This is a genomic window from Pseudoalteromonas sp. PAB 2.2 (assembly GCF_001938575.1).
Classification (GTDB): domain Bacteria; phylum Pseudomonadota; class Gammaproteobacteria; order Enterobacterales; family Alteromonadaceae; genus Pseudoalteromonas; species Pseudoalteromonas lipolytica.
Map to the genome: position 1 here is coordinate 469,387 of NZ_LYPI01000008.1, position 22,546 is coordinate 491,932.

The following is a 22,546-nucleotide window of genomic DNA, read 5'->3' on the forward strand; positions in this document are numbered from 1 at the left end:
ATTATTGTTGCTTAACGCGAAGTACAGCGAACGCTGCCAGTACGAGCGACACAGCACCTAGCACTAACGCATAAATGGGTTGGTTATCGAAGAAGTGGCGTAAAATCAAGCCTAAAACACTCGCCGCAAGTAACTGTGGGATAACGATAAAAAAGTTGAAAATCCCCATGTATACCCCCATTTTTTTAGTGGGTACAGAGGTGCTTAACATGGCATACGGCAGTGATAAAATAGATGCCCATGCAAAGCCTACTCCTATCATGGGCCAAATAAGTAGACTGGGGTCTTTAATAAAGATAAAGCTGGCAAGTCCCAAGGCACCCAGCACTAGATTGATTGCATGCGCCAGTTTTAAACCACACTTCTTAACGATGACCGGGATACATAATGCTGCAATGGCTGCAAACCCGTTGTACGCTGCAAACAAAACCCCAACCCAATCGGCTCCGTTGTTATAAGCCAGTGAGCCTGTGTCACTACTGCCGTAATGAAAACTGGTTACCGCTGAGGTTGTATAAATCCACATAGCAAACAGTGAAAACCAGCTAAAAAATTGCACTAAAGCCAGTTGCTTCATTGCCTCAGGCATTGTGAATACATCATTTACTACTTGATAAAAGCCACCCGAGGTTGCATTTTTAGCTTTTAACGCTCCCGCAATGAATTGAATAACACCAAAACTAATTAAACCACCCGCTAATAAATAAAGCTCTTTTTCAAGTGATAACCCCGTAACAATGCCCAGCACCACGATACCAAGCACAGTAAAAATAACCGCACCTTTATTAAAGTTTACATTACTGTGAGTGGCGTTCTGTGCGTCGCTGTGTTCATGTTCATTAAAGCTTTCAAGCTGTTCTGGTGAATATTCTTTGGTGGTAAATATGGTCCAAAAAACGGCAACAAGAAGTACAACTGCACCAAAGTAAAATGAAAACTTTACCGAATCAGGAATTTGACCCGCAGGTGCAGTGTTAGCAATATCAAACCAGTTTGTCATCATCCACGGTAAAGCAGAGGCAACAACCGCACCAATCCCTATAAAAAAGCTTTGCATGGCATAACCAGTTGCACGTTGCTTCTTAGGTAGGTTGTCGCTTACCAGCGCACGGAAAGGCTCCATAGTGACATTAATAGAGGCATCCATAATCCATAGCATCCCCGCAGCAATCCACAGGCTGGGCGAATTTGGCATAATAAATAACGATAACGTTGTTAAAATTGCACCGTAGAAAAAGAATGGACGACGACGGCCTAGTTTATTCCATGTTTTGTCGCTCCAGTAGCCAATAATAGGTTGAACAATTAAGCCTGTTAGCGGTGCGGCAACCCACAAAATAGGGATGTCATCAACATTCGCGCCAAGGGTTTGAAAAATGCGGCTCACATTACCATTTTGTAATGCAAAACCAAATTGGATACCGAGGAACCCAAAACACATGTTCCATATTTGCCAGAAGCTTAGCGTTGGTTTGTTATTATTCATAATCAGCCTTTAGGGTATATACTGCGCTGCTTAAGCCGTTCAGTTTTAATTGAATGGGCGCCTGTTTTGTTAGGTCAGAAATAACAATGTCGGCATGACTTTCTAAGTTATCGGTAAGGGTAAGTGACGTGTGATTAAGCGTGGGGAGTTGCGTTGCATTAAGTGTAAATGACACAGTTTGAGACGCTTGTGAGAAGTTACTCACTACCAACACCAATTGCTGACCTAGCTTGCGGGTAAAGGCTATTACTTGCTCTGAACCAGTTAGCTCAACTGCTTGCATGTCACCGCCCACAATGGCAGGTAACGTATTAAGTGACATTAGTTTTGTGTAATAGGCCCGCAGTTCTGCTTGTTCTTTCGTTAATGCCCCACCATCAAACTTTCCATCATTCATCCATGCTTGATGCGCTGGCACACCCACGTAATCAAAAATACTGGTACGGGTTGGGTCGCCAAATCCAGCGTCTTCAGAGCCATCTTCACCCACTGCTTGGCCAAAATACAGTAATGTCGGCGAGCGAGTCATCAGTGTTGATACCACCATAGCTGGCTTCCCTTTTTCGCTGCTACCCGCAAAATCAGGACTAGCAATACGTTGCTCATCATGGTTTTCTAAAAAGTGCAGCATGTGCTCTTCAATATCGGCCACTTCGCTTTGGATATCAAAAATACTAGTGGCAGGTTGCTTACCTTGCATAACAGCTTTAACGGTATCGTAAAAACCAACTTTGTCGTAAAGGTAGTCCATCTTGCCTTGCTGAATATAAGGACGATAAAGGCTTGGGTTGTATACTTCAGCTAAAATAAACGCATCCGCTTTTTGCATTTTGATAGATGAATTTAAAAAACTCCAAAACTCCACTGGCACCATTTCGGCCATATCATAGCGAAAACCATCCACGCCTTTATCTAACCAGTAAAGCGCGATATCACGGAATTTATACCAGCTGTTTGGTAAGTCTTTGTCTTGCCAGAATGCATAGTGAGCGCGGTAGTCTTTACTCGCATAATCAGCTGGCAACGTTGGAAAATCATAACTGCCGTCAGGCTTAACACCGTAGTTAATTTTTACTGTTTCGTACCAATCATTAATATCTGGTTTTGCTTCGCGAGCTCCATTACCTGTCCATTTAGCGGGCGTTTCATCAAAGTGATTATCAGCAAGTGGGTGTGGCTGCCCACCTAAAACTTGGTAATCTTCACTTGTAGGTACTTGGAATGATTGACCTGTGACATAGTAAAAGTTGTTATCACGTACGTAAGCTTGTGTTGTATCGTCTTCAGCACCAAAGTCTTTAATTCCTTTTGGTTTTGCTACTGAGTCATAATTACGCGCCACATGATTAGGCACAATATCGATGATGACTTTCATGCCATGTTGATGCGTACGTTCGATAAGCTCTACAAACTCTTCTAGCCGACGTTCAGGGTTTATCGCTAAGTCAGGGTTTACATCATAATAGTCTTTAACAGCATAAGGTGAACCTGCTCGGCCTTTTACAACGTCAGGATCATCTTGCGATAAGCCATAGTGTGTATAGTCAGTCACTAACGCATGACGTGGTACGCCAGTGTACCAAATGTGGGTAGTACCAAGCTCTTTTATTCCCTTTAATGCTGCGTCATCAAAATCAGCAAATTTACCCACTCCATTTTCTTCAAGCGTCCCCCATGGTTTATTTGTGGTGTTGGTATTACCAAATAAGCGGGTAAACACCTGATATACGACGGGCTTCGACACTGTTGCATGTGTTTGCTGTTTTTGTGTGTGCTGTTGTGTTGTTGCTTCATTACCACAGGCTGCTAAACCTAAAATAGAAGCCACGACTAATGCAGTTAATTTATATGTTGTCATCACTACTTCATTATTCTGTAAATATCAGTTAATACTAATGTTAAGGGCTACTCACGGACAGTAAATGCATACGTATTCACCCTAAAACTCACAATTATTCAAGTTCAATTAAGCGTGCTTGCATGGCTTTTAAGCGAATAGGCACAGTTAAAGTAACAGATTCGTTGCTCATTAAGTCGACCCCCGTTTGAGTGTTTTTAAGTACTTCTTGCATATAACTGACATCCCACTCAAGGTCATGTTGGTTTTTATTCAATAACACCACAACTTTTTCACCATTGTGCTCGCGCACATAGCTGTAAACACCTTGCTTAGGTGAAAAATGCATTAAACTCCCTTCACTAAGCGCGGGCTTTTCTTTGCGCAGCTTCAGTAATGTTTGCATTGTGCTTAACATGTCTTTTTGGTCTTTAGAGAGTCCTTCACCGGTAAAGGCATTGACTGTATGTGCTCTAAAACCACCTGGGAAATCAATTCGAATATCGCCATGGTCGTTACTTGGGGTATTATCTAATAGCACCTCTGTGCCGTAATAAATTTGTGGAATTCCGCGTGTAGTCAACAGTAATGTCATTGCCAATTTTGTTTTAGCTAGATTTTGACCCAGCTCTGTATAGACACGGCTCATATCGTGATTGTCGGCAAACACTAAAATATTATCGGTATCTGCATATAAAAAATCATTCGCAAGTGATTGGTATACCCTGACCCAGCCCGTGTTCCAGCTTTCTTGTTCATTCAGTGCTTTAATTAGCGCCTTTTGCAATGAAAAATCCATGACACTGGGTAAGTCTGAGGTATAACCATCTTGATTTATTTTTCCGCGTTGCCAGTACGATGCAATTGCAGGATTACTTGTCCACTCTTCACCCACAATATTAAAATTGGGGTATTCGGTCATAATCGCTTTAGTCCAATCTGCTAAGAACGCTTTATCTGAGTATGAATACGTGTCGACGCGAATGCCGCTCAAGTTAGCGTATTCAATCCACCAAATGGCATTTTGAATAAGGTAAGTCGACAATAACGGTTGACGCTGATTTAAATCAGGCATCGACTCAACAAACCAACCATCATTAAATTGGCGCTTATCGTATTGGCTCGCATGTGGGTCTTGAATTGTTTGACGGGCATGCGTTGTGGCATTTTTACCTTTTTCAAACTGACCATCAAAGTTAACCCAATCAGCTGTTGGCATATCAGACATCCACTGGTGCGATGAACCAAAGTGATTAAGAACCATGTCCATCACTAAACCGATACCATGCTCTTTTGCTTTCACTGATAGCGTTTTATAGAGCTCATTACTGCCCATACGCGGGTCGACCTTGTAAAAATCTGTGATTGCATACCCATGATAAGAGTAACTTGGCATATTATTTTCAAGTACAGGTGTTAGCCAAAGTTGAGTGACGCCTAAATTTTCTAGGTATTCAAGACTATTAATCACACCTTGAATATCACCGCCATGGCGCCCGCCCTTAAACTCAGGGTTTGCTGCCTCTTGCATTGAAGCAATACTATCGTTCGTTGGATCACCGTTAACAAATCGGTCAGGATTTATTAAGTACAGTGTGTCTTTATTTGTAAATCCTGGGCGCTTTGCACTGTTTTTATTACGGGTATTTAACCGATATTTAAAGACCGTTCCATCCGACGCTTTAAAGCTAAGTTCACCTGCTTTTGCATTATCGCTGATGCTTAAATTCAGAAATGCGTAGTTAGCATTATTCGTTGTTGTAACCCCTTTAAACTCAACGCCTTTGTAAGGCAACATCTGCCAAGTTTGTTTCGCAATGTTGCCCTCGTGAAGCATAACTTGTAACGATTCGTTCTGCATGCCCACCCACCAGCTTTCTGGTGAGGCAGTGATTGCATAACTCGCTGTCGAATTTAAAAACGTTAATACGGTGCTTACTGCAAAAATTGTATGTGTCTTTTTCATAATTAATTTTGTATTTTTTCTAAAAATTCACTGTGGCTGGGCAGCTGCTCAACCGTGCTATTAATCAAGGTTTTTAAATTGCTAAATAGCTCATTAAGCTGATTATCTGTTAAGGCATTTGTTAAAGGATGATAATCTTCAGCAATCAGGCCTTGCCCTATCAACACTTGTTGCCACGCGACTTCGGCAAATAACTCATCGTCTTCACGCACTAGCTTACCGCTGGTTTTAAATAGCGCTATTTTCTTAGCAAGGCTGCTTGGAATATCCATGCCCTTACAAAGACGCCAAAATGGACTGTCGTCTCGCTCTGTAAGTTTGTAGTGGAGAATAATAAAGTCACGAATTCGCTCAAATTCTGTTTTACTTTGTTTGTTAAATTCATCCACTAAGTTTTGCGTAATACCTTGATGTGGAAAAAACTTAATCAACCGGATAGCTGCACTTTGAATTAAATGAATACTGGTTGACTCTAAGGGCTCTAAAAAACCACTCGATAAGCCAATCGATACTACATTTTTATGCCACTGCTTTAAGCGTCGACCCGTTTTAAATTTAATAATTCGTGGCTCAGTTAAGGGCTTAGCTGGCAAGTTGTTTAGCAGCTGCTGTTTTGCATTTTCATCTGATAGATATCGACTTGAATACACCAAGCCATTACCAACACGATGTTGGAGTGGAATTTGCCATTGCCAACCTGACTCTCTAGCGATAGAGCGGGTATAGGGAATGGCGTTGCTTGCAGACTCACTTTGGACAGCTACAGCGCTATCACACGGTAACCAGTGCGACCAATCTTCAAACCCCGTATTCAGCGTTTGCTCTATAAGTAATGCTCGCAGGCCGGTGCAATCAATAAATAAGTCCCCTTCAATCAGGCTACCATCTTCTAGCTTTAACGCATTGATAGACCCTGTTTGATCGCATTGACTTATCGTTTCTATTTTTCCTTCAATGCGATTAACTCCCCGCGATTGGGCTAATTCTTTTAAAAATTCACCATAGCGTGTCGCATCAAAATGATACGCGTAATGTAAGCCCGCTAATTGAGTATTAGGAATGTTTTTGAGATGGGCAAATTTATGCGCTTTTGCAGCTTGGTAGTTGAGAGAGAAATCCCAAAAATCAGGGGCGTTTTGTGTTTGGTTTGCTTTCAACCAAAAGTGATAAAATGCGCAAAACGGGAAGTCCTTACCTATTTCGCCAAAAGCGTGCATATAACTGTGCCCTTGGCTACGCCAGTTTTCAAACTCTATCCCCAGTTTAATGGTTGCACCAGTCGCCTTGATAAATTCTTTCTCTGAAATACCAAGAGCCCCATTTAAATGCAAAATAGGAGGAATACTTGCCTCACCAACGCCAACAGTGCCAATTTCGGCAGATTCAACGAGAGTAATATCAAGTGATTTTCCAAGCACTTTGTTGAGTAGTGCGGCGGTGATCCACCCAGCAGTTCCACCACCGGCAATCACAACTTTTGTTATTTTTTTTGCTTCCATAGTACACCTAACACCAATTTCAATTCATTGAGTGTAGCCCACTGATATAAAAAAGCCCTTGTAAAACAAATCACAAGGGCAATTTTCTATCGCTGTTTAAGCTAATTACAGCTTGTAGCTGAAACCTAACAGGAATGTACGACCGTAGTCTTGGTAATCACGTACTTGCAGTGCGTTATCACCTTGTAGAGACGTGAACGGCTCTTCTGTGATGTTTTGCACTTGGAAAGTAACACTCAAGTTTTCGAGACCTTGGATACCAGCTTCTGCAAAATCATAGCCGATTTGCGCATCCCAAATTGTTTCGCCTTTGATATCAACTTGCGTTGTTGCAAAGCCTAAACCATAAACATCGCCCTTAAAGTCGCTACGTTTACGCATGCTAGTACGCGCTTGGAAACCATTACGTTCAAAGTACACGGTCAAGCTATCGATTTGGTCCGATAATCCAGGTAACTCATAATCATTACCATTTTGGTCTGTAATATCCTGCTCAACACCAGTATGGCTTGCGATTAAACCAAAACCATCCAGTGAATCACTAAACATAGTGAACGGTAGTGTTAATGAAAGCTCATAACCCCAAAGATCACCTGACCCACCATTAACTTTACCAGAACCTGTACCTGTAGATGAAGCTGGGATTTCACCTGTAGATGGGTCCGCCACACCACTCATGTCGATTTCATATGTACCATCAAAAATCCACTGAGTGATATCTTTGTAGAAAAATGCTGCTGCAAAGTACCCTTCTTCATGGAAGTAGTTTTCGTAACTTAAATCAAAACCTGTTGCCTCTTTTGGCTCAAGTTTAGGATTACCACCTGACACATTCCAAAAGTTGCCATTTTCATCTGGCTGTTGACTGTAAGATGCGTTCACTGATGCATTCATTTCATCTAAACGCGCACGAGAAATCGTTTTCGCAGCACCAAAGCGTATTGTTTGCTCTTCATCAATTGCAAACGATAAGTTTAAGCTTGGTAAGAAATGACTGTAGTCATGACTGATGTCTGTTGGCGTAACAACAACGAGTCCATCCACCGTGTTTGCAGCAAAACCTTGCGAAGATTGCTCGGTTCTTACATAACGAGCACCAATATTACCTGTTACAGGAATAGAGCCAAGTTCAGCATTAATGTCAGCTTGCGCAAAAATGGCGGTTACTTCTTCTTGCACTGTCCACGATTGTGTTTTGTGTTTTTGATCCGTTAAACTTTCTTGTAAAAGGTTATAATAACCATCATTTACTAAGCCGTTCGTATCGTAAGCAACCATGTTACCCATACCGATAAAATCAAGGCTTGCACTTCCTAAACGATACTGTTCAGGAATTGATAACATACCTGGATTGTCTAAAGAGAAGTCTTTTAATGTCATGAAGTAACCTTCAGACACTTTACTCTTCTCACGGTCACGGTAAGACATACCAAATGAAACACGGCTGATATACGCGTTATCTAACACCTTGCTTGCAGCAAGTTTTAGTGTGCTTAATTCATCGTTGATTTCTGGTGCATTGATAAAACCATCTTGGGCTGTATTCTGATATGGCGTATCTGTCAAACCATACTTGTCATTCAATGCAGCGCTTGCACCCCATGATAAAGGACCACCTAATTGAATTAGATCATAATCACTGTAATCAAGATTATGTGAGAACTGCGCTCCGGTATTGCCACCGTCAAAAACATAACCAATCGTATCAGCAACACCATTTGCATCACCGCGGCCTGTACCTGAATAACTCTCGATACTCCAAATTTGACGCTCAACTTCTGAACGACTCGCATCAAACTCAACTGACCATTCGTCATTAATATCGTATTTAGTATTGAAACCAAACTGGGTTAGTTCTGCATTACGCTCTTCATAGTCGTTACGAACAACAACACGCTGGCCTTCTGTTACTGCACTTGTGATAAAACCAGAATCTGCATCTACAACTGCAGAGCTAGGATCGATTGTTCCTTGACCCCAAGCGAATGGTACTTCAATACCACGAAGGATTTTCTCGTCAGAAAAATCTACGTAAAGAGCATCAAATGTCATATTAAGGCGGTCATTCGGTGCTGCTTCAATAACGAGCATTGCTGAATCACGCTCAAGCGTTGATGAACGTACGAAAGGCTTTGCCCCACCTAAAATAGAATAAGTGTTACCATCTTCACCCGTAAATTCTGGATAACCCCATGAATTCCAGCGTTTCTCTTGGTTAGGTGAGCTCATTGTGTTGTAAGCAAATGCAACACCGATGGTGTCATCAGCAAACTGATCAATGTATGAAACCGTACCACGGAAACCTTTATCGTCACCGTCTGGGTTTAATTTATCAAAACCTGTTTGCTCATATTGGCCATTAAACATGATAACTTGCTCGCCTTTACTTAAAGGCTTAACAGTTTGCATGTCGATTACACCAGCAATACCTTCCGCTTCGATACCTGCGCTTGGTGTTTTGTATACCGTTACGCCGCTCATTATTTCTGATGGGTAAAGGTCAAACTCAACACCGCGGTTATCGCCAATTGATACTTGCTCACGACCGTTAAATGTTGTTGCACTTTCGTTTTCACTGAAACCACGCACACTTACGCGACTAGCACGACCATCTAGACGTTGTGCTGTAAGGCCAGGAAGGCGTGCGATTGATTCTGCAATTGATGAATCAGGTAATTTACCGATATCTTCTGCTGAGATTGACTCAACAACTTCAGGAGTGAAGCGTTTCGTGTTAATAGATTCTACAACACTGCCACGAAAACCTTTTACTTCGATAACTTCAACGTTATCGTTTTTTGTTTTTTGGTCTTCTTCTGCAGCATACGCTACAAAGCTATTTAAACCTGCGGCTGTTAAAGCCAGAGTTAATATACTTGGTTTGAACATAGACATGATGTTTTCCCATTACCCAAATTGTAATGTCAACGCCTTGCAGTTATTCATGATAGCAATAGCTGTTAATCGCTGACTGATTTTGTTGTCAACACGAATATTAACGCTCAGATTATTTTCTTAACAAATTTATGCATACGTATTCAGACTAGACGATGCAAACAAAAATTAACAACAAATTTACACGCGGATGTTGTAATGCATTGTTTATTAATCGTTTATTTATAAAACAGAGACGTCAAATGTGAATGAAACATTTTTTATCCAACGTCGTATTGTATTTGGCACAAATACGTATGGAGCACGCCTCTACCTAGTTTATATAAAAGTTGAATGTCATTTAAAAAAGGTAAACGAACGCAAAGTGTTAATTGGTCTTACCAAAAATATTTTGCACCTTTATGGTGAAAGCCAATTAAATTATGCACCACGTAGGCGCGTTGTTTGGTATCACTCTCAACGGCAAAAATTGGTAAATAATTTACTCTTAAAAATAATCGCTGTAAAAGTGGACTCAATCCCTTAGTTTTACAACGATGGCAGATGAAATTACCGTGCATACGTATGCAGAGTTTTTACAGCATCCCACCCTTCACGTATGCTTTTGACATTCTGGCAACATATTAATACGCGTTGCCCTAGGGTTTACATACACTGAGTGTCACGATGGAGAAAAACATGGCTCAAAAGCAGTGGTATAAAGGTGCGGTTATTTATCAGGTTTATCCGCGCAGTTTCCAAGACACCAATGGCGACGGCATTGGTGATATCAAAGGTATCATTGATCGCATTGATTACATTAAAAGCTTGGGTGTGGATGCTATTTGGGTTTCACCTTTTTTTAAATCACCCATGAAGGACTTCGGATACGACATTAGTGATTACCGCGATATCGATCCTATTTTCGGTAACCTAGACGATTTTGACGAATTAATTGCCCAAGCGCATGAGCGCAATATTAAAATCATCATCGATCAGGTATTGAGCCACACTTCAGATCAACACCAGTGGTTTCTCGATAGCCGTGAAGATAAAAATAATGATAAAGCAGATTGGTACGTGTGGGCTGACGCAAAACCTGACGGCACTCAACCAAATAACTGGCTGTCTATTTTTGGTGGTCCTGCATGGCAATGGGAGCCACGTAGAGGGCAATATTATTTACATAACTTTTTTGCTGAACAGCCTGATCTAAACTTCCATAACCCTGAAGTGCGTAAAGCCGTCCTTGATAACGTTGAGTTTTGGCTGAAAAAAGGCGTAGATGGCTTTCGTTTAGATGCCATTAACTTCTGCTACCATGATGCATTATTACGCGACAACCCCGCAAAACCCCCTGAGAAACGTCAAGGTCGAGGTTTTAGCGAAGACAATCCATATGCATTCCAGTACCACTATTACAATAATACACAACCTGAAAACTTAAGCTTTATGCAGGATATCCGTGCGTTATTAAATAAATACCCTGGCACAGTAGCCCTTGGTGAAATTTCATCTGAAGACTCACTAGCAACAATGGCTGAATATACATCGGGTGGCGATAAGCTTCATATGGGATATAGCTTTGAATTACTAACAAACGATTACAGCGCTGAGTATATTCGTAACACAGTAAGTACACTTGAAGAACGAATGACAGAAGGCTGGCCATGTTGGGCGTTTAGCAACCACGATGTTGAGCGTGTTGCGAGTCGCTGGAGCAAAGGGGATAACATCAACCCTGACCAATGCAAAATGTTAACAGCACTTCTTGCATCGCTTCGCGGTAGTGTATGCATGTATCAAGGCGAAGAGCTTGGATTAGGCGAAGCAGACGTTGCATTTGAAGACCTACAAGACCCATACGGGATAACTTTTTGGCCTAATTTTAAAGGTCGAGATGGTTGCCGCACCCCTATGCCATGGGATGCAAGTGATATAGAGCAAGCTGGGTTTTCTACAACAAAGCCGTGGTTACCTGTGGGTGAGCAGCACAAAGCAGTTGCTGTAAGCGCACAAGATGATGACAACAACTCCATTCTAAATGCATACCGTGAGTTTATGGCTTGGCGTAAAGCGAAAGATGTACTGCTAGAAGGAAGCATCGAGTTCATTAATACTGATGAGCCAGTACTTGCATTTTATCGCAGCCTCAACAGCACTAAGATGCTATGTGTGTTCAATCTAAGTGCACAACGCGCTGAATTTACAACTACTGATGTAATAACGCAGCAGCACAATGAACTATCACATCACACTGCTGAATTAACAGATAATACAGTTACTCTGCCCGGGTTTGGTTGTTTTTATGCAACTCTGAGTTAATCATCAGTTGTATTGTGAGAAGGCCCTGCATTATGCAGGGCCTTTTTTCTTAATGATTTGTTGTTTTACTATTAATATAATCTGTCAGCGCGAATAGCACGCCCGAAACAACAAAAGTAACATGTATTAAAACCTTCCACAGTAATTCATCCGTTGAATGATTTGCCGAACTTATAAACACCTTTAAAAGCTCTACTGCCGATATAGCCACAATAGCGCTTATTAATTTCATTTTTAGGCCAGAGAAGCCCACTTTACCCATCCAAACGGGTCTGTCTTCATGGTTATCTATATTGAGTTTAGAAACAAAATTTTCATAGCCACTAAAAATAATGATTAATAATAATCCCGCTAATAAAGCGGTATCAACCAGTGTCAAAATACCAACCAAGAGTTCCTGATTGCTCGCTGTGAATGTATTTAAGGCCATGCTGTATAAGTATTTAAAAAACTTTAATAGTAGAATCACAACCGCAACTAACAAACCGATAAAAAACGGGGCTAGCAACCAACGAGAGCGGAAAATAAAAGTTTCTACGACTCGCTCTAGTGTTGATGGAACTTTTTTAGGTTTTGTTTGCGACACTGACTCTGACATAACTACACGCTCATTTTATTTTTAAAATTATGTGGATAATACGTGGTTTACAATGCCAATGACTAGTTTCTACAGACAAAAAAATGATTATTTTTTGCTTATCTTAACGATAAAAATATTTCGTTATCTTTTTTAGATATTTAGTTTATAAATTCACTCAAGCAAAGTGGATAACAGTTTGCGTTCCATTACTGCGCTTTTCGATGGCAGTAACTATTAATTATGTTGATTAGGAATAATTAAATGAACAAAGCATTGCTAGCACTAATTTTGGCACCTGTATTAAGCGTGTCAGCGTCATACGCAATCGCTAACGAAGCACCTGAAGCGTCACCAGAAATGATCAAAGAATTCACTGAAATGTGTTTAAACTGGGCAAAGGACGACGATATCAGCAATGAAGAATTAAAACCATACGTATTAAAATGTGTTAACGATGAACTTGAAGCTGAAGGCTTTAAGAAAGTAAAAGACGTACAAATCTAATTTATCGTTGATAGCTAATAAAAAACCGGAGTTGACACAATGATGTGCACTCCGGTTTTTTATGTTCAGCTATTCTATCGCTTTAACAGACAGGCTACTTTTTAGCCTTTGTTGCAGCTTTCTTTTTAGCGGGGGCCTTCTTCTTACTTTCTTCTACCCATTTTCCACCTTGATAATGAGCTGTCCAGCCTGTTGCTTTGCCGTCTACCTCTGTCATCACATACTGTTCTTTATTTTTACGGCTATAACGAACAATTGATGGGTTACCATCTGGATCATGCGTAGGAGCATCTGCTAGGTAATAAAACTTCTCAGAAATACGGTCTCTAAAACGTTTTAATTCTTCAACTTTAGGAGCTCGCGTTTCCCGTGATTTCGGGAATGTATTCGCCGCTAAGAAAATACCCGACGCGCCGTCACGCAGCACAAAATACGCTTCTGACTTTTCACACTCTAATTCTGGTAAATGAACAGGATCTTCTTTTGGTGGCGCAGCTTCACCATTTTTAAGTAGTTTACGGGTATTTTTACAATCATCGTTACTACAACCAAAATATTTACCGAATCGGCCAGATTTTAGTTGCATATCAGCACCGCATTTATCGCATTCGATTATTGGGCCGTCATACCCTTTAATTTTAAACGTGCCTTGCTCAACCACATAGCCTTTACAGGCTGGGTTATTACCGCAGACATGCAGCTTACGGGTTTCATCAATTAGGTATGAATCCATAGCTGTTTCACAGATAGGGCAACGCTTCATTTGCATCAACGTTTCTGTCTCGACGTCTTCAACATCGGCAGCAATGGCTTCATCACCAGATACAAGATTCATTGTCGTAGTACAGCGCTCTTTGGGCGGTAAGTTGTATCCTGTACACCCTAAGAAAACACCAGTCGATGCAGTACGAATCCCCATTTTACGGCCACAGGTTGGACAATCTATATCTGTTTCAACCATTTGGTTCTGACGCATACCACCTTGTTCTTCATCTCCTGAAGCGATTTCAAGCTGTTTTGAAAAGTCTGCATAAAACTTATCGAGTACTTGCGTCCAGATGCGCTCGCCTTCAGCGATATCATCTAGGCGACCTTCCATTTTTGCTGTGAAATCGAAGTTCATTAAATCTTCAAAGTTTTCAACTAAGCGGTCAGTAACGATCTCTCCCATTTTCTCAGCAAAGAAACGACGGTTTTCAACTCGCACATAACCACGGTCCTGAATGGTTGAAATAATTGAGGCATACGTTGATGGACGCCCAATACCTCGTTTCTCAAGCTCTTTAACCAAGCTTGCTTCACTAAAACGAGCAGGTGGTTTTGTAAAATGTTGTTTCGGGTCAAGCTCAACTAAGCTCAGAATTTCACCTTGCTTTACAGCGGGGAGTGACTGATCTTCTTCATTTTTCTTACGCACAGCAGGCTGTACTCTTGTCCAACCATCAAAACGAAGGACACGGCCTTTTGCTTTTAATTGGTAATCACCCGCGCCAACCGTTAAGGTTGTTAAATCATATTCTGCTGGCACCATTTGACACGCGACGAATTGACGCCAAATTAACTCATATAATTTTTTCGCATCGGCTTCAACACCGTCTAAATGACCCGACAATATAGAAACACTTGAAGGACGAATCGCTTCGTGCGCTTCTTGTGCATTGCCTTTAGAGCTGTAGCTAATAGGTGCTTTTGGTAGGTACTTATCACCGAACTGCTCAGCAACATAGTCACGGCACATTTCAACCGCATCTTTTGACAAGTTGGTTGAATCAGTACGCATATAGGTAATATGACCTGCTTCATACAAACGCTGAGCAAGCATCATGGTCTTTTTAACACCATAGCCTAAGCGAGTGCTCGCGGCCTGTTGCATAGTCGATGTAATGAAAGGAGCACTCGGTTTGCTTTTACTTGGCTTTTCTTCAACGCTTACAACTTCATACTGAGCTTTCTCAAGGTCACGAACCGCAGACATTGCTTGCTGCTCGTTAACAGGCTTAAATGCCTTATCAGCGTGTTTTGTAACTTCAAGGCGTAAGGCAGACTCACTATTTTTAACATCGGCATGCACATCCCAAAACTCTTCAGGAATAAATGCTTTTATTTCACGTTCACGTTCTACAAGCAAACGAACAGCAACAGACTGAACACGGCCTGCAGAGAGACCGCGTGCAACTTTGGCCCACAACAACGGCGAGACCATAAAACCCACTACTCGGTCAAGGAAACGGCGTGCTTGCTGCGCATACACCATATCGGTGTTTAATTCACCGGGTGTTTCAAAAGCTTGCTGAATCGCATTTTTGGTAATCTCGTTAAAAACAACACGCTTATATTTCTCTGGCTCACCACCGATAATCTGTTCGAGGTGCCATGCAATCGCTTCCCCTTCTCTATCCAAATCGGTTGCGAGATAGATTTTATCGGCATTTTCTGCAAGCTTCTTTAATTCTTGAACGACTTTCTCTTTGCCAGGCAAAACTTCATAATGGGGTTCCCAGCCTTTCTCAGGGTCAATTCCCATACGTGCAACAAGATTTTTGTAATCTCGTTGTTTTTTATACGCAGCTTTTTCTTCTGGTGACATTTTTCGAACCTCAGCAGGGGTTTTCGTTGCTGCTGTTTTCGTTTTGCCTGAACCTGAAGTCGGTAGATCACGTACATGCCCAACACTGGACTTGACGATAAAATCGTTACCTAAGTATTTATTAATTGTTTTAGCCTTTGCTGGAGACTCTACAATTACAAGTGATTTGCCCATAGCTGCCTATTTCTGACCAAGAATTTTAAAAGTTTTTTGCCCTTATAAATGTATATCTATCACATCAAACAAATTAGTATGATTTATTAACATCGGAGCACGAATATTTATAGGTATATCTACAAACACCAATTGTTACAAGCTTTTAATCGAAACTTTTAACCATTGACTGAATAATTGAACAATTTTTGCTGCTAAATTAGCCAAAATGATAATTTGCTGTATTTTTATGGGGAATATATAGAACAGCAACAAAAATGCCAACCTTCTGGTTGGCATTTTTTTAAATTTAAACAATTAAATACTTGTTAACCATCATCACTGATTGCGATTGGAGCTGAGGTAACTAAGCCTTTACCTGTGGTAAATTGAACAACTAGGTTCCCCTCTGCTTTTTTATTTGCTTCAGCCTCTCTACTAATTGTTAAACCAAAAGACATGGCTGACGTTTGACTAGTATTAGGCAGCTCAAAGCCAGATGTTCCACTGTAATCACCATTATCAGTGCTCACTGAAACCGCCGTACTCGCTGGTAATGGGTTATTGTAAACATCTGAAAAATAAAGCTCGAAACTTAAAGCAGCCAATTGGTTGCCAACCATCGCTGTGGTTATATTTATTGAACCTAAATCACAGTAATCAGTGTTATCTGTAGGTTCTAAGTCCAAAATAACGGCAGTTGATGAGTCACCAGCTTGACGATAAATCGTATTACACTGCGCTATATCAACCCCTAATTGCATTGCATTGTCAGTAAAAACTGTTGGGTCTGCTGCAGTTTTTTCATTGAGAGCCGAAGCAAATCGATTACGTAACTCAGCTTTTGTAACGACAAAACGAGTGTATGCTTCACTGCCTGACATAACAATTTCAAAAGTATCCCGAATATCAATGACTTCTTTGGTACATAAACTTTCAAACGTTGCTCCCACGGTTGGGGTAGTCGCGCTTTCAGTACACACTAAACCATTGTATTTACCATCAGCAAGTGTATGCATTCCATTTAAGTCAATATCCCAATTTTCCTCAAATTGTCCTGCATTGGTATTTGTTGGGCTACAGGGATCAGTTGCATCACCTTCTTGGCAAAATTCAGTTGACTTCGTCACAGTGCCACTCACTGGGTCGTAAATAGCTGCTAAACCGTCATAGAAACCATTTTCATTATGGTCGATAAAAGCTTCTGGTAAGTCATAGCCACTGTAATATTCATTAGTATCAAAGCGGCCATTCCCATTAATATCAATATATGATTCTTGACCCTTTGCTGTCACCAACACCGTCGAACGTGCGCCTAATGGTACACCATCGTCAAAAAACGCAGCGTTTCTAATTCCAGCCATACAAGGGGCTGCGGAACCAAAATAAAGGTCACAATTGATAACACCTGTTTTCGGGTTGATACTGTTGATTTTATTGCCCCACTTATCCTCGGTAAATGGCTTTGGATTCTGTGAACGCCACTGCGCAACACATTGACCATCAACTGTATTACACTCAAGTTGAGGGTTAAATTCAGCACCATCAAGAGTGCCAACCGCCCCACCTTCTGTTGTTAAATACACAGCCGTACCATCTGGTACAGGGTTATTAAAGTGATCAGCTAAATAAACAGAGATATCCGTGGTATCACCAATATAATTAAGTGCTTCTATGTTAATTATAGTAGGGCCGGCTGTGAAACTATTACCATCGGGTAAGCCTGAACTAATAGAGACTAAATCTGATACACTCACCACTTGCTCATCAAGTGACACTAATGATAATTCACCTACAGGACACGATACATTACCATTACGTTCCGCTTCTGCTTTTTGGCATTCTAAATACAACTCCTGCCAACACGTGACATTATTATTCTGATCAGCAGGTATGAGCTCTTCAGGTATATAACACGCCTGTACACGTACCGCTTGTGGCACAAAGCCAGCATTTACTTGAATGCGAGCAAGCCCTTCAGAATCGGTAGAAACACTTGCATGTGAATAGCCACCTGCATCTGTTACCTCAGATAGTGAAATGCCACCGTTGGTTGAGCTTAAACGAAAATCCATTCGTTTTTGTTTTGCAGCATTACCGATTTCATCCGTTAGCTTAAATGTTAATTGACTGATTTCCTTACGAGATACGCCACCAGTTCCTTTTAACGCTAAAACATTTTCAGTGGCTTCAATGAATTCTATTGAACTGACTTCTGCAGCAGAAACAGGAACGTTTACATTAACTACTTTGGGCGTGCCACCGGTGAGCACTGTGGCTGTCACAGTATCACCTTGCGAAGTATTACATCCATTGGTTCTGTATGTAGCCGTTGCAACCCCGCTAATACTGGTTGCTTTTGAGTCCATTACAGCCAATCCCGACTCTACGCAACCAGACGTAAACTCAACATCGAGCGGTGTAACAATTGGGTTTCCGTTGCTATCAAAAATCGAAACGGTGATCACCGTAGTTGCACCAGCAGCCAATGGAACATATTCACCGTCGATTGGGTTACCTGACGCATCAAGTTTGTTGTATAGGCCATTGGTGATTTCAACATTAAGCTCTGCGGTGGCAATTTCAAATGCTTTTGAAAGAGTCACTGACTTGGCTGTCACCGACACTTCACCTGCACCACTGTTTGCACCTGGTTGTAGTTTTAAAACCGCGAAACCAAAAGGATCCGTTAATGCTTTGCCAGACTCAGGTAATAAACGACCTAGGTCAGTAGATAACTCTGCGATAATTCCTTCGATTCCATCACCTGAGCTGGTATCGGTAACTTTAACCAGAACGTCAATGAGTTGATCAGATGAAAACTGATTAACAACAACACAGCCCGATGATAAATACGTTGTTTCTAATGAAGTCGTATAGCGATTAGCATCCCAGTCTGCCGCACAACCTTTTAAAAGCTTAATATCAAGTGCGGCTTCTGCATTTTCGATTGGGGCATCATCACCACTCGAAATAAAACCGGCGATTTTAGTAATTGTGTTACCACTTTCATCAGTGTATGTAGCTACAACTTGACCCGCCCCTTTTGAATTACCGCTACTTAAAGTAACAAATGCTTCGCCGTTGGCGTCTGTAAGTGCCGTCCCTAAAACAGGCGTAATTTTACCTGTATAGTTGGTAGAAAAAGAAATCAGTTGACCTGCTAAAGGCGTCTCATCGTCTAATAGAGTGGCTGTTACTGTTCCTTTATTATCTTTACTTACTGGGTTTTCTACACTGAATGGGAGGCCTGAGGCATCAACAATAGAGACGCCCAATGTCACTGTGCCACTCACACTTGAATCATCTGACTCAGAACCGTCTGATGTAAATGCAAATGTATCAAAATAGGTTTCGCCACTGACAGTATAAGAGGCTGTCACAATACCCGCACCGGCAACATCACCCGCTGTAAGCGTCATGAGTGCGTTACCATCGTTATTTGTTAATGCTGTACCTGATGAAGGGGTTAGCGATCCAATATCATCGGCAAGTGAGAATGTAACTCTTTGACCCGAGATAACTTCATCATCACGTTTTAAAGTAGCAACTAGGTCTAATGGTGCACCAGCGGTTACTTCATTATTGCTAGTTTGAGTTCCTTTAACAAAACCATTTAATGTAACCGTGAAAGTTTGATCGCCAGTTTGCGCATTGTCGCCCGCTGTTGAAAAGCTAAAACTACCAGAGAAAACAGTACCTGAGCTTGAGGTAAAACTGGCAATAATTTCATCTGCGCCAGCTTGGGTGCCTGCGTTTAATTTAACTTCAGCATTACCTTCACTGTTAGTCAGCGCTGAGGGTTGATCTAAAGTCCCCAAGTTATCCGCTAATGAAAATGTTATTTTTTTACCTGTTACATCTGAATTGCTACTCGTTAAAGAGGCGCGAATCATTAAGGGCTGATCGGCTGTTACATTATTCGATTCAGTACCATCAGCGCTATACCCTTGCACTGTTATTGTATAAGTTGGGTTATCAGTAGTATTCCCACCGTCTAATGAACCCCCTTCTTTCTCAAGTGATCCACCACCGCCACAGGCGACTAAAAGTGAGCTGAAAACTATAACACTTAGCCATCGCAATAAAGGCATTGACCTCTCCCTAGTTAGCTATTTTCATATTTACATTATTGTTTACCTGATATTAACCTAAAATCTGGACGAATATCATAATTATTTTATCTGAATTGCATCGAATTAATTCTAATATTTATCGAATTTTTCTGTATAAAAATCTTCATGCTGGTAGGCTATGGCAAAATTTATAAAAATATAGATTAGGTGTATGTCAAAAGTCCGTTCATTGAGTCTCACATCTCGTATCATGATTGGTATGGTCTTGGGTGTGATCGTTGGTTTTATCTTCCAAGCAATTTTAGCGGGTGAAGACGATTTCCTTATTCCACTAGGGTTATTCTCTTTGCCAATTAAAGCATTTTTCGTTGATGGTATTTTCCACATTGGTGGTCAAATATTCATTGCCAGTTTAAAAATGCTCGTCGTGCCCCTCGTATTCGTTTCCTTGGTGTGCGGTACGTGTAGTTTAAGCGATCCAAAAACACTGGGCCGTTTAGGGGGTAAATCAATTCTACTTTACTTGGTTACAACAGCGATCGCGATTACTGTTGCGATCACACTTGCACTGTTATTTAATCCTGGCGAGGGTATAAATTTACCGTCAGATGCAACCTACAGTGCGAAAGAAGCCCCGACTCTTGCGCAAGTTATTATTGGGATGTTCCCAACCAATCCAATTGATGCAATGGCAAATGGCAATATGCTACAAGTTATTGTTTTTGCCCTTCTTTTTGGTGTGGCAATGGCTTTAAGTGGTAAAGCAGGTAAGCGAGTTGCTAGTGTATTTGAAGACCTTAACACTGTTATTTTAAAGCTTGTAACACTGCTAATGAACATTGCACCTTATGGCGTGTTCTTTTTAATGGCGAAACTATTTACAACCATCGACTTTAAACTGATTAAAAGCTTGGCACTGTATTTTAGTATTGTGATGCTAGCATTATTTATCCACGGTTTAGTGAACTACAGTATTCTTTTAAAAGTGTTAACAGGACTAAACCCAATAACGTTCCTAAAGAAAATGAAAAATGCGTGTCTGTTTGCATTTAGTACATCAAGTTCAAGTGCAACGATGCCAATCACTCTGGAAACTGCCACTAAAAAATTAGGAGCTCAGAACTCAGTAGCTTCATTCACGGTCCCATTAGGCGCGACTATTAATATGGATGGCACTGCTATCATGCAAGGTGTTGCGACCGTATTTATTGCGCAAGTATTTTCTGTTGATTTAACTATATCAGATTACTTAATGGTTATTTTAACTGCGACTTTAGCCTCAGTTGGTACTGCAGGTGTACCCGGTGTTGGTCTGATTATGCTAGCGATGGTGTTAAATCAAGTAGGCTTGCCTGTAGAAGGTATCGCTATCATTATCGGTGTTGACCGTTTACTTGATATGACGCGAACAGCTGTCAATGTAACTGGTGACTGTATGGTGACATGTGTGGTAGCAAAATCGGAAGGACAGTTCGATGAGAAAGTCTTTAACGACCCTGACGCAGCCAAAGACCTAGAAGATTATCACAAATCAATTAAATAAATTTGGTCAATAAAAAACCCGCTCCTGAAGCGGGTTTTTTATTTGCATGAAAGCGAATAAATTTAAGGATTCATTCCTTTAAAACGTGACATTAAATTTACCCCTGCTTGGCTGATACTTGAACTCAGACCCACCGCGAGTTTATCCGTTAAGTTCTTTTTAACTTTGTACTTTACTTTATAGATTTGGCGTTCATCCGCTTGGTTTAGCAAGATATCATCACTGGTTTCAATTTTGTCCACTAAGCCTCTATCAAAGGCCTGAGTTGCAAACCAATGTTCACCTGTGGCAACCGAATCGATATCAAGTGAAGGACGTTGTTCACTCACGAAGGTTTTAAATAAACCATGTGTTTGTTCTATTTCCTCTTTAAACTTCTCACGGCCCTTCTCTGTATTTTCACCAAAGAGTGTCAAGGTGCGTTTGTATTCACCAGCAGTGATTTGCTCAAAATCCACATCATTCTTCTTCAAAATTTTATTGAAGTTGGGTATTTGTGCAATAACCCCTATAGAACCGACAATTGCAAATGGCGCAGCAACAATTTCGTTGGCAACGCACGCCATCATATAGCCACCACTGGCTGCAACCTTATCAATTGCAACGGTTAAATGAATACCAGCATTGCGTAAGCGTTGCAGTTGAGATGCAGCAAGCCCATAGCCATGAACCACTCCACCACCGCTTTCTAAGCGTACCAATACTTTGTCTTTTTCTTTGTCAGCAATGGTAAGAATTGCAGTGATTTCTTCACGTAAACTTTCAACTTCATGGGCATCTATACTTCCATTAAAATCAATCACATATAATCTTGGCTTAGGGTCTTTATCTTGCTGCTCTTTGGCCTCAGCTTTTTGTTGTTTAAAGTAGGCCTTAAGCTCTTTTTTAGAGAGCGTATTTTCAATAAAGTTTTGCTTAAGATCAGCCAATTGCTCACTTAAATCATCAATGCTTATCTCGCCTTTCTTAGCCTTTGGCTTAACAGCAGCACCCACAATAATCGCAACGATGGCAGCAACAGCAACCACAAAAGTAAGGGTTTTGGCAAAAAACAAGCCATATTCATATAAAAATTCCAAACACTCTCTCCATTAATTGTTAATTCGCCACAATTTA

General features: G+C 41.0%; 13 protein-coding genes. 4 read left to right on the forward strand and 9 right to left on the reverse strand.

The features are described 5' to 3' along the window. Position 1: 1 nt before the first annotated feature. From BWD47_RS06170 to BWD47_RS06190, 5 genes are all read right to left on the reverse strand, one after another. Entirely contained in the window at positions 2-1,486 is a 1,485-nt protein-coding gene (locus BWD47_RS06170) for an MFS transporter (protein WP_074988286.1), read from the reverse strand. Then, positions 1,479-3,344 (reverse strand): alpha-amylase family glycosyl hydrolase, encoded by a 1,866-nt coding sequence (locus BWD47_RS06175; protein ID WP_075593640.1) that lies wholly within the window; start codon positions 3,342-3,344, stop codon positions 1,479-1,481. The genes BWD47_RS06170 and BWD47_RS06175 overlap by 8 nt, the downstream gene beginning before the upstream one ends. A gap of 94 nt (positions 3,345-3,438) precedes the next feature. Next, complete coding sequence (locus tag BWD47_RS06180) at positions 3,439-5,289, reverse strand: alpha-amylase family glycosyl hydrolase (protein ID WP_075593641.1); 1,851 nt, start codon at positions 5,287-5,289, stop codon at positions 3,439-3,441. A gap of 2 nt (positions 5,290-5,291) precedes the next feature. Next, on the reverse strand, positions 5,292-6,788 hold the full coding sequence (locus BWD47_RS06185; RefSeq protein ID WP_075593642.1) for a tryptophan halogenase family protein: 1,497 nt from the start codon (positions 6,786-6,788) through the stop codon (positions 5,292-5,294). Between the two features lie 105 nt (positions 6,789-6,893). Further along, positions 6,894-9,683, reverse strand: a complete 2,790-nt coding sequence (locus BWD47_RS06190) for a TonB-dependent receptor (RefSeq protein WP_075593643.1) — start codon at positions 9,681-9,683, stop codon at positions 6,894-6,896. Positions 9,684-9,927: 244 nt separating this feature from the next. Here BWD47_RS06190 and BWD47_RS06195 point away from each other — a divergent pair, with 244 nt between their 5' ends. Together BWD47_RS06195 and BWD47_RS06200 are read left to right on the forward strand one after the other, a co-directional pair. Beyond that, positions 9,928-10,209, forward strand: coding sequence for a hypothetical protein (locus tag BWD47_RS06195; RefSeq protein WP_075593644.1), 282 nt, complete (start codon positions 9,928-9,930; stop codon positions 10,207-10,209). A 152-nt stretch (positions 10,210-10,361) separates the two neighbouring features. Beyond that, complete coding sequence (locus BWD47_RS06200) at positions 10,362-11,987, forward strand: alpha-glucosidase family protein (protein ID WP_075593645.1); 1,626 nt, start codon at positions 10,362-10,364, stop codon at positions 11,985-11,987. A 49-nt stretch (positions 11,988-12,036) separates the two neighbouring features. Here the strand turns inward: BWD47_RS06200 and BWD47_RS06205 are convergent, their stop codons facing one another. Beyond that, entirely contained in the window at positions 12,037-12,585 is a 549-nt protein-coding gene (locus tag BWD47_RS06205) for a TIGR00645 family protein (RefSeq protein WP_036968856.1), read from the reverse strand. A 243-nt stretch (positions 12,586-12,828) separates the two neighbouring features. Between BWD47_RS06205 and BWD47_RS06210 the strand changes: the two genes are divergently transcribed. Then, positions 12,829-13,071, forward strand: a complete 243-nt coding sequence (locus BWD47_RS06210; RefSeq protein WP_036968859.1) for a hypothetical protein — start codon at positions 12,829-12,831, stop codon at positions 13,069-13,071. A 94-nt stretch (positions 13,072-13,165) separates the two neighbouring features. Here the strand turns inward: BWD47_RS06210 and topA are convergent, their stop codons facing one another. Next, positions 13,166-15,832, reverse strand: coding sequence for a type I DNA topoisomerase (gene topA / locus BWD47_RS06215; RefSeq protein ID WP_075593646.1), 2,667 nt, complete (start codon positions 15,830-15,832; stop codon positions 13,166-13,168). A 308-nt stretch (positions 15,833-16,140) separates the two neighbouring features. Continuing rightward, positions 16,141-19,905, reverse strand: a complete 3,765-nt coding sequence (locus tag BWD47_RS06220) for a hypothetical protein (RefSeq protein ID WP_075593647.1) — start codon at positions 19,903-19,905, stop codon at positions 16,141-16,143. Positions 19,906-20,098: 193 nt separating this feature from the next. Between BWD47_RS06220 and BWD47_RS06225 the strand changes: the two genes are divergently transcribed. Then, on the forward strand, positions 20,099-21,430 hold the full coding sequence (locus tag BWD47_RS06225; RefSeq protein WP_036968865.1) for a dicarboxylate/amino acid:cation symporter: 1,332 nt from the start codon (positions 20,099-20,101) through the stop codon (positions 21,428-21,430). Between the two features lie 62 nt (positions 21,431-21,492). Here the strand turns inward: BWD47_RS06225 and sohB are convergent, their stop codons facing one another. Next, the gene (gene sohB, locus BWD47_RS06230; protein ID WP_065979832.1) at positions 21,493-22,509 is read right to left on the reverse strand and encodes a protease SohB; all 1,017 of its coding nucleotides are present in this window, start codon (positions 22,507-22,509) and stop codon (positions 21,493-21,495) included. Positions 22,510-22,546: the final 37 nt, after the last annotated feature.

What these genes read in the sequence shown, in the direction of transcription:
- BWD47_RS06170 (WP_074988286.1), bottom strand. Translation starts at nt 1,486, where the DNA reads ATGAATAATAACAAACCAACGCTAAGCTTCTGGCAAATATGGAACATG.
- BWD47_RS06225 (WP_036968865.1), top strand. Translation starts at nt 20,099, where the DNA reads ATGTCAAAAGTCCGTTCATTGAGTCTCACATCTCGTATCATGATTGGT.
- topA (WP_075593646.1), bottom strand. Translation starts at nt 15,832, where the DNA reads ATGGGCAAATCACTTGTAATTGTAGAGTCTCCAGCAAAGGCTAAAACA.
- BWD47_RS06180 (WP_075593641.1), bottom strand. Translation starts at nt 5,289, where the DNA reads ATGAAAAAGACACATACAATTTTTGCAGTAAGCACCGTATTAACGTTT.
- BWD47_RS06175 (WP_075593640.1), bottom strand. Translation starts at nt 3,344, where the DNA reads ATGACAACATATAAATTAACTGCATTAGTCGTGGCTTCTATTTTAGGT.
- BWD47_RS06200 (WP_075593645.1), top strand. Translation starts at nt 10,362, where the DNA reads ATGGCTCAAAAGCAGTGGTATAAAGGTGCGGTTATTTATCAGGTTTAT.
- BWD47_RS06190 (WP_075593643.1), bottom strand. Translation starts at nt 9,683, where the DNA reads ATGTCTATGTTCAAACCAAGTATATTAACTCTGGCTTTAACAGCCGCA.
- BWD47_RS06220 (WP_075593647.1), bottom strand. Translation starts at nt 19,905, where the DNA reads ATGCCTTTATTGCGATGGCTAAGTGTTATAGTTTTCAGCTCACTTTTA.
- BWD47_RS06210 (WP_036968859.1), top strand. Translation starts at nt 12,829, where the DNA reads ATGAACAAAGCATTGCTAGCACTAATTTTGGCACCTGTATTAAGCGTG.
- BWD47_RS06185 (WP_075593642.1), bottom strand. Translation starts at nt 6,788, where the DNA reads ATGGAAGCAAAAAAAATAACAAAAGTTGTGATTGCCGGTGGTGGAACT.
- BWD47_RS06205 (WP_036968856.1), bottom strand. Translation starts at nt 12,585, where the DNA reads ATGTCAGAGTCAGTGTCGCAAACAAAACCTAAAAAAGTTCCATCAACA.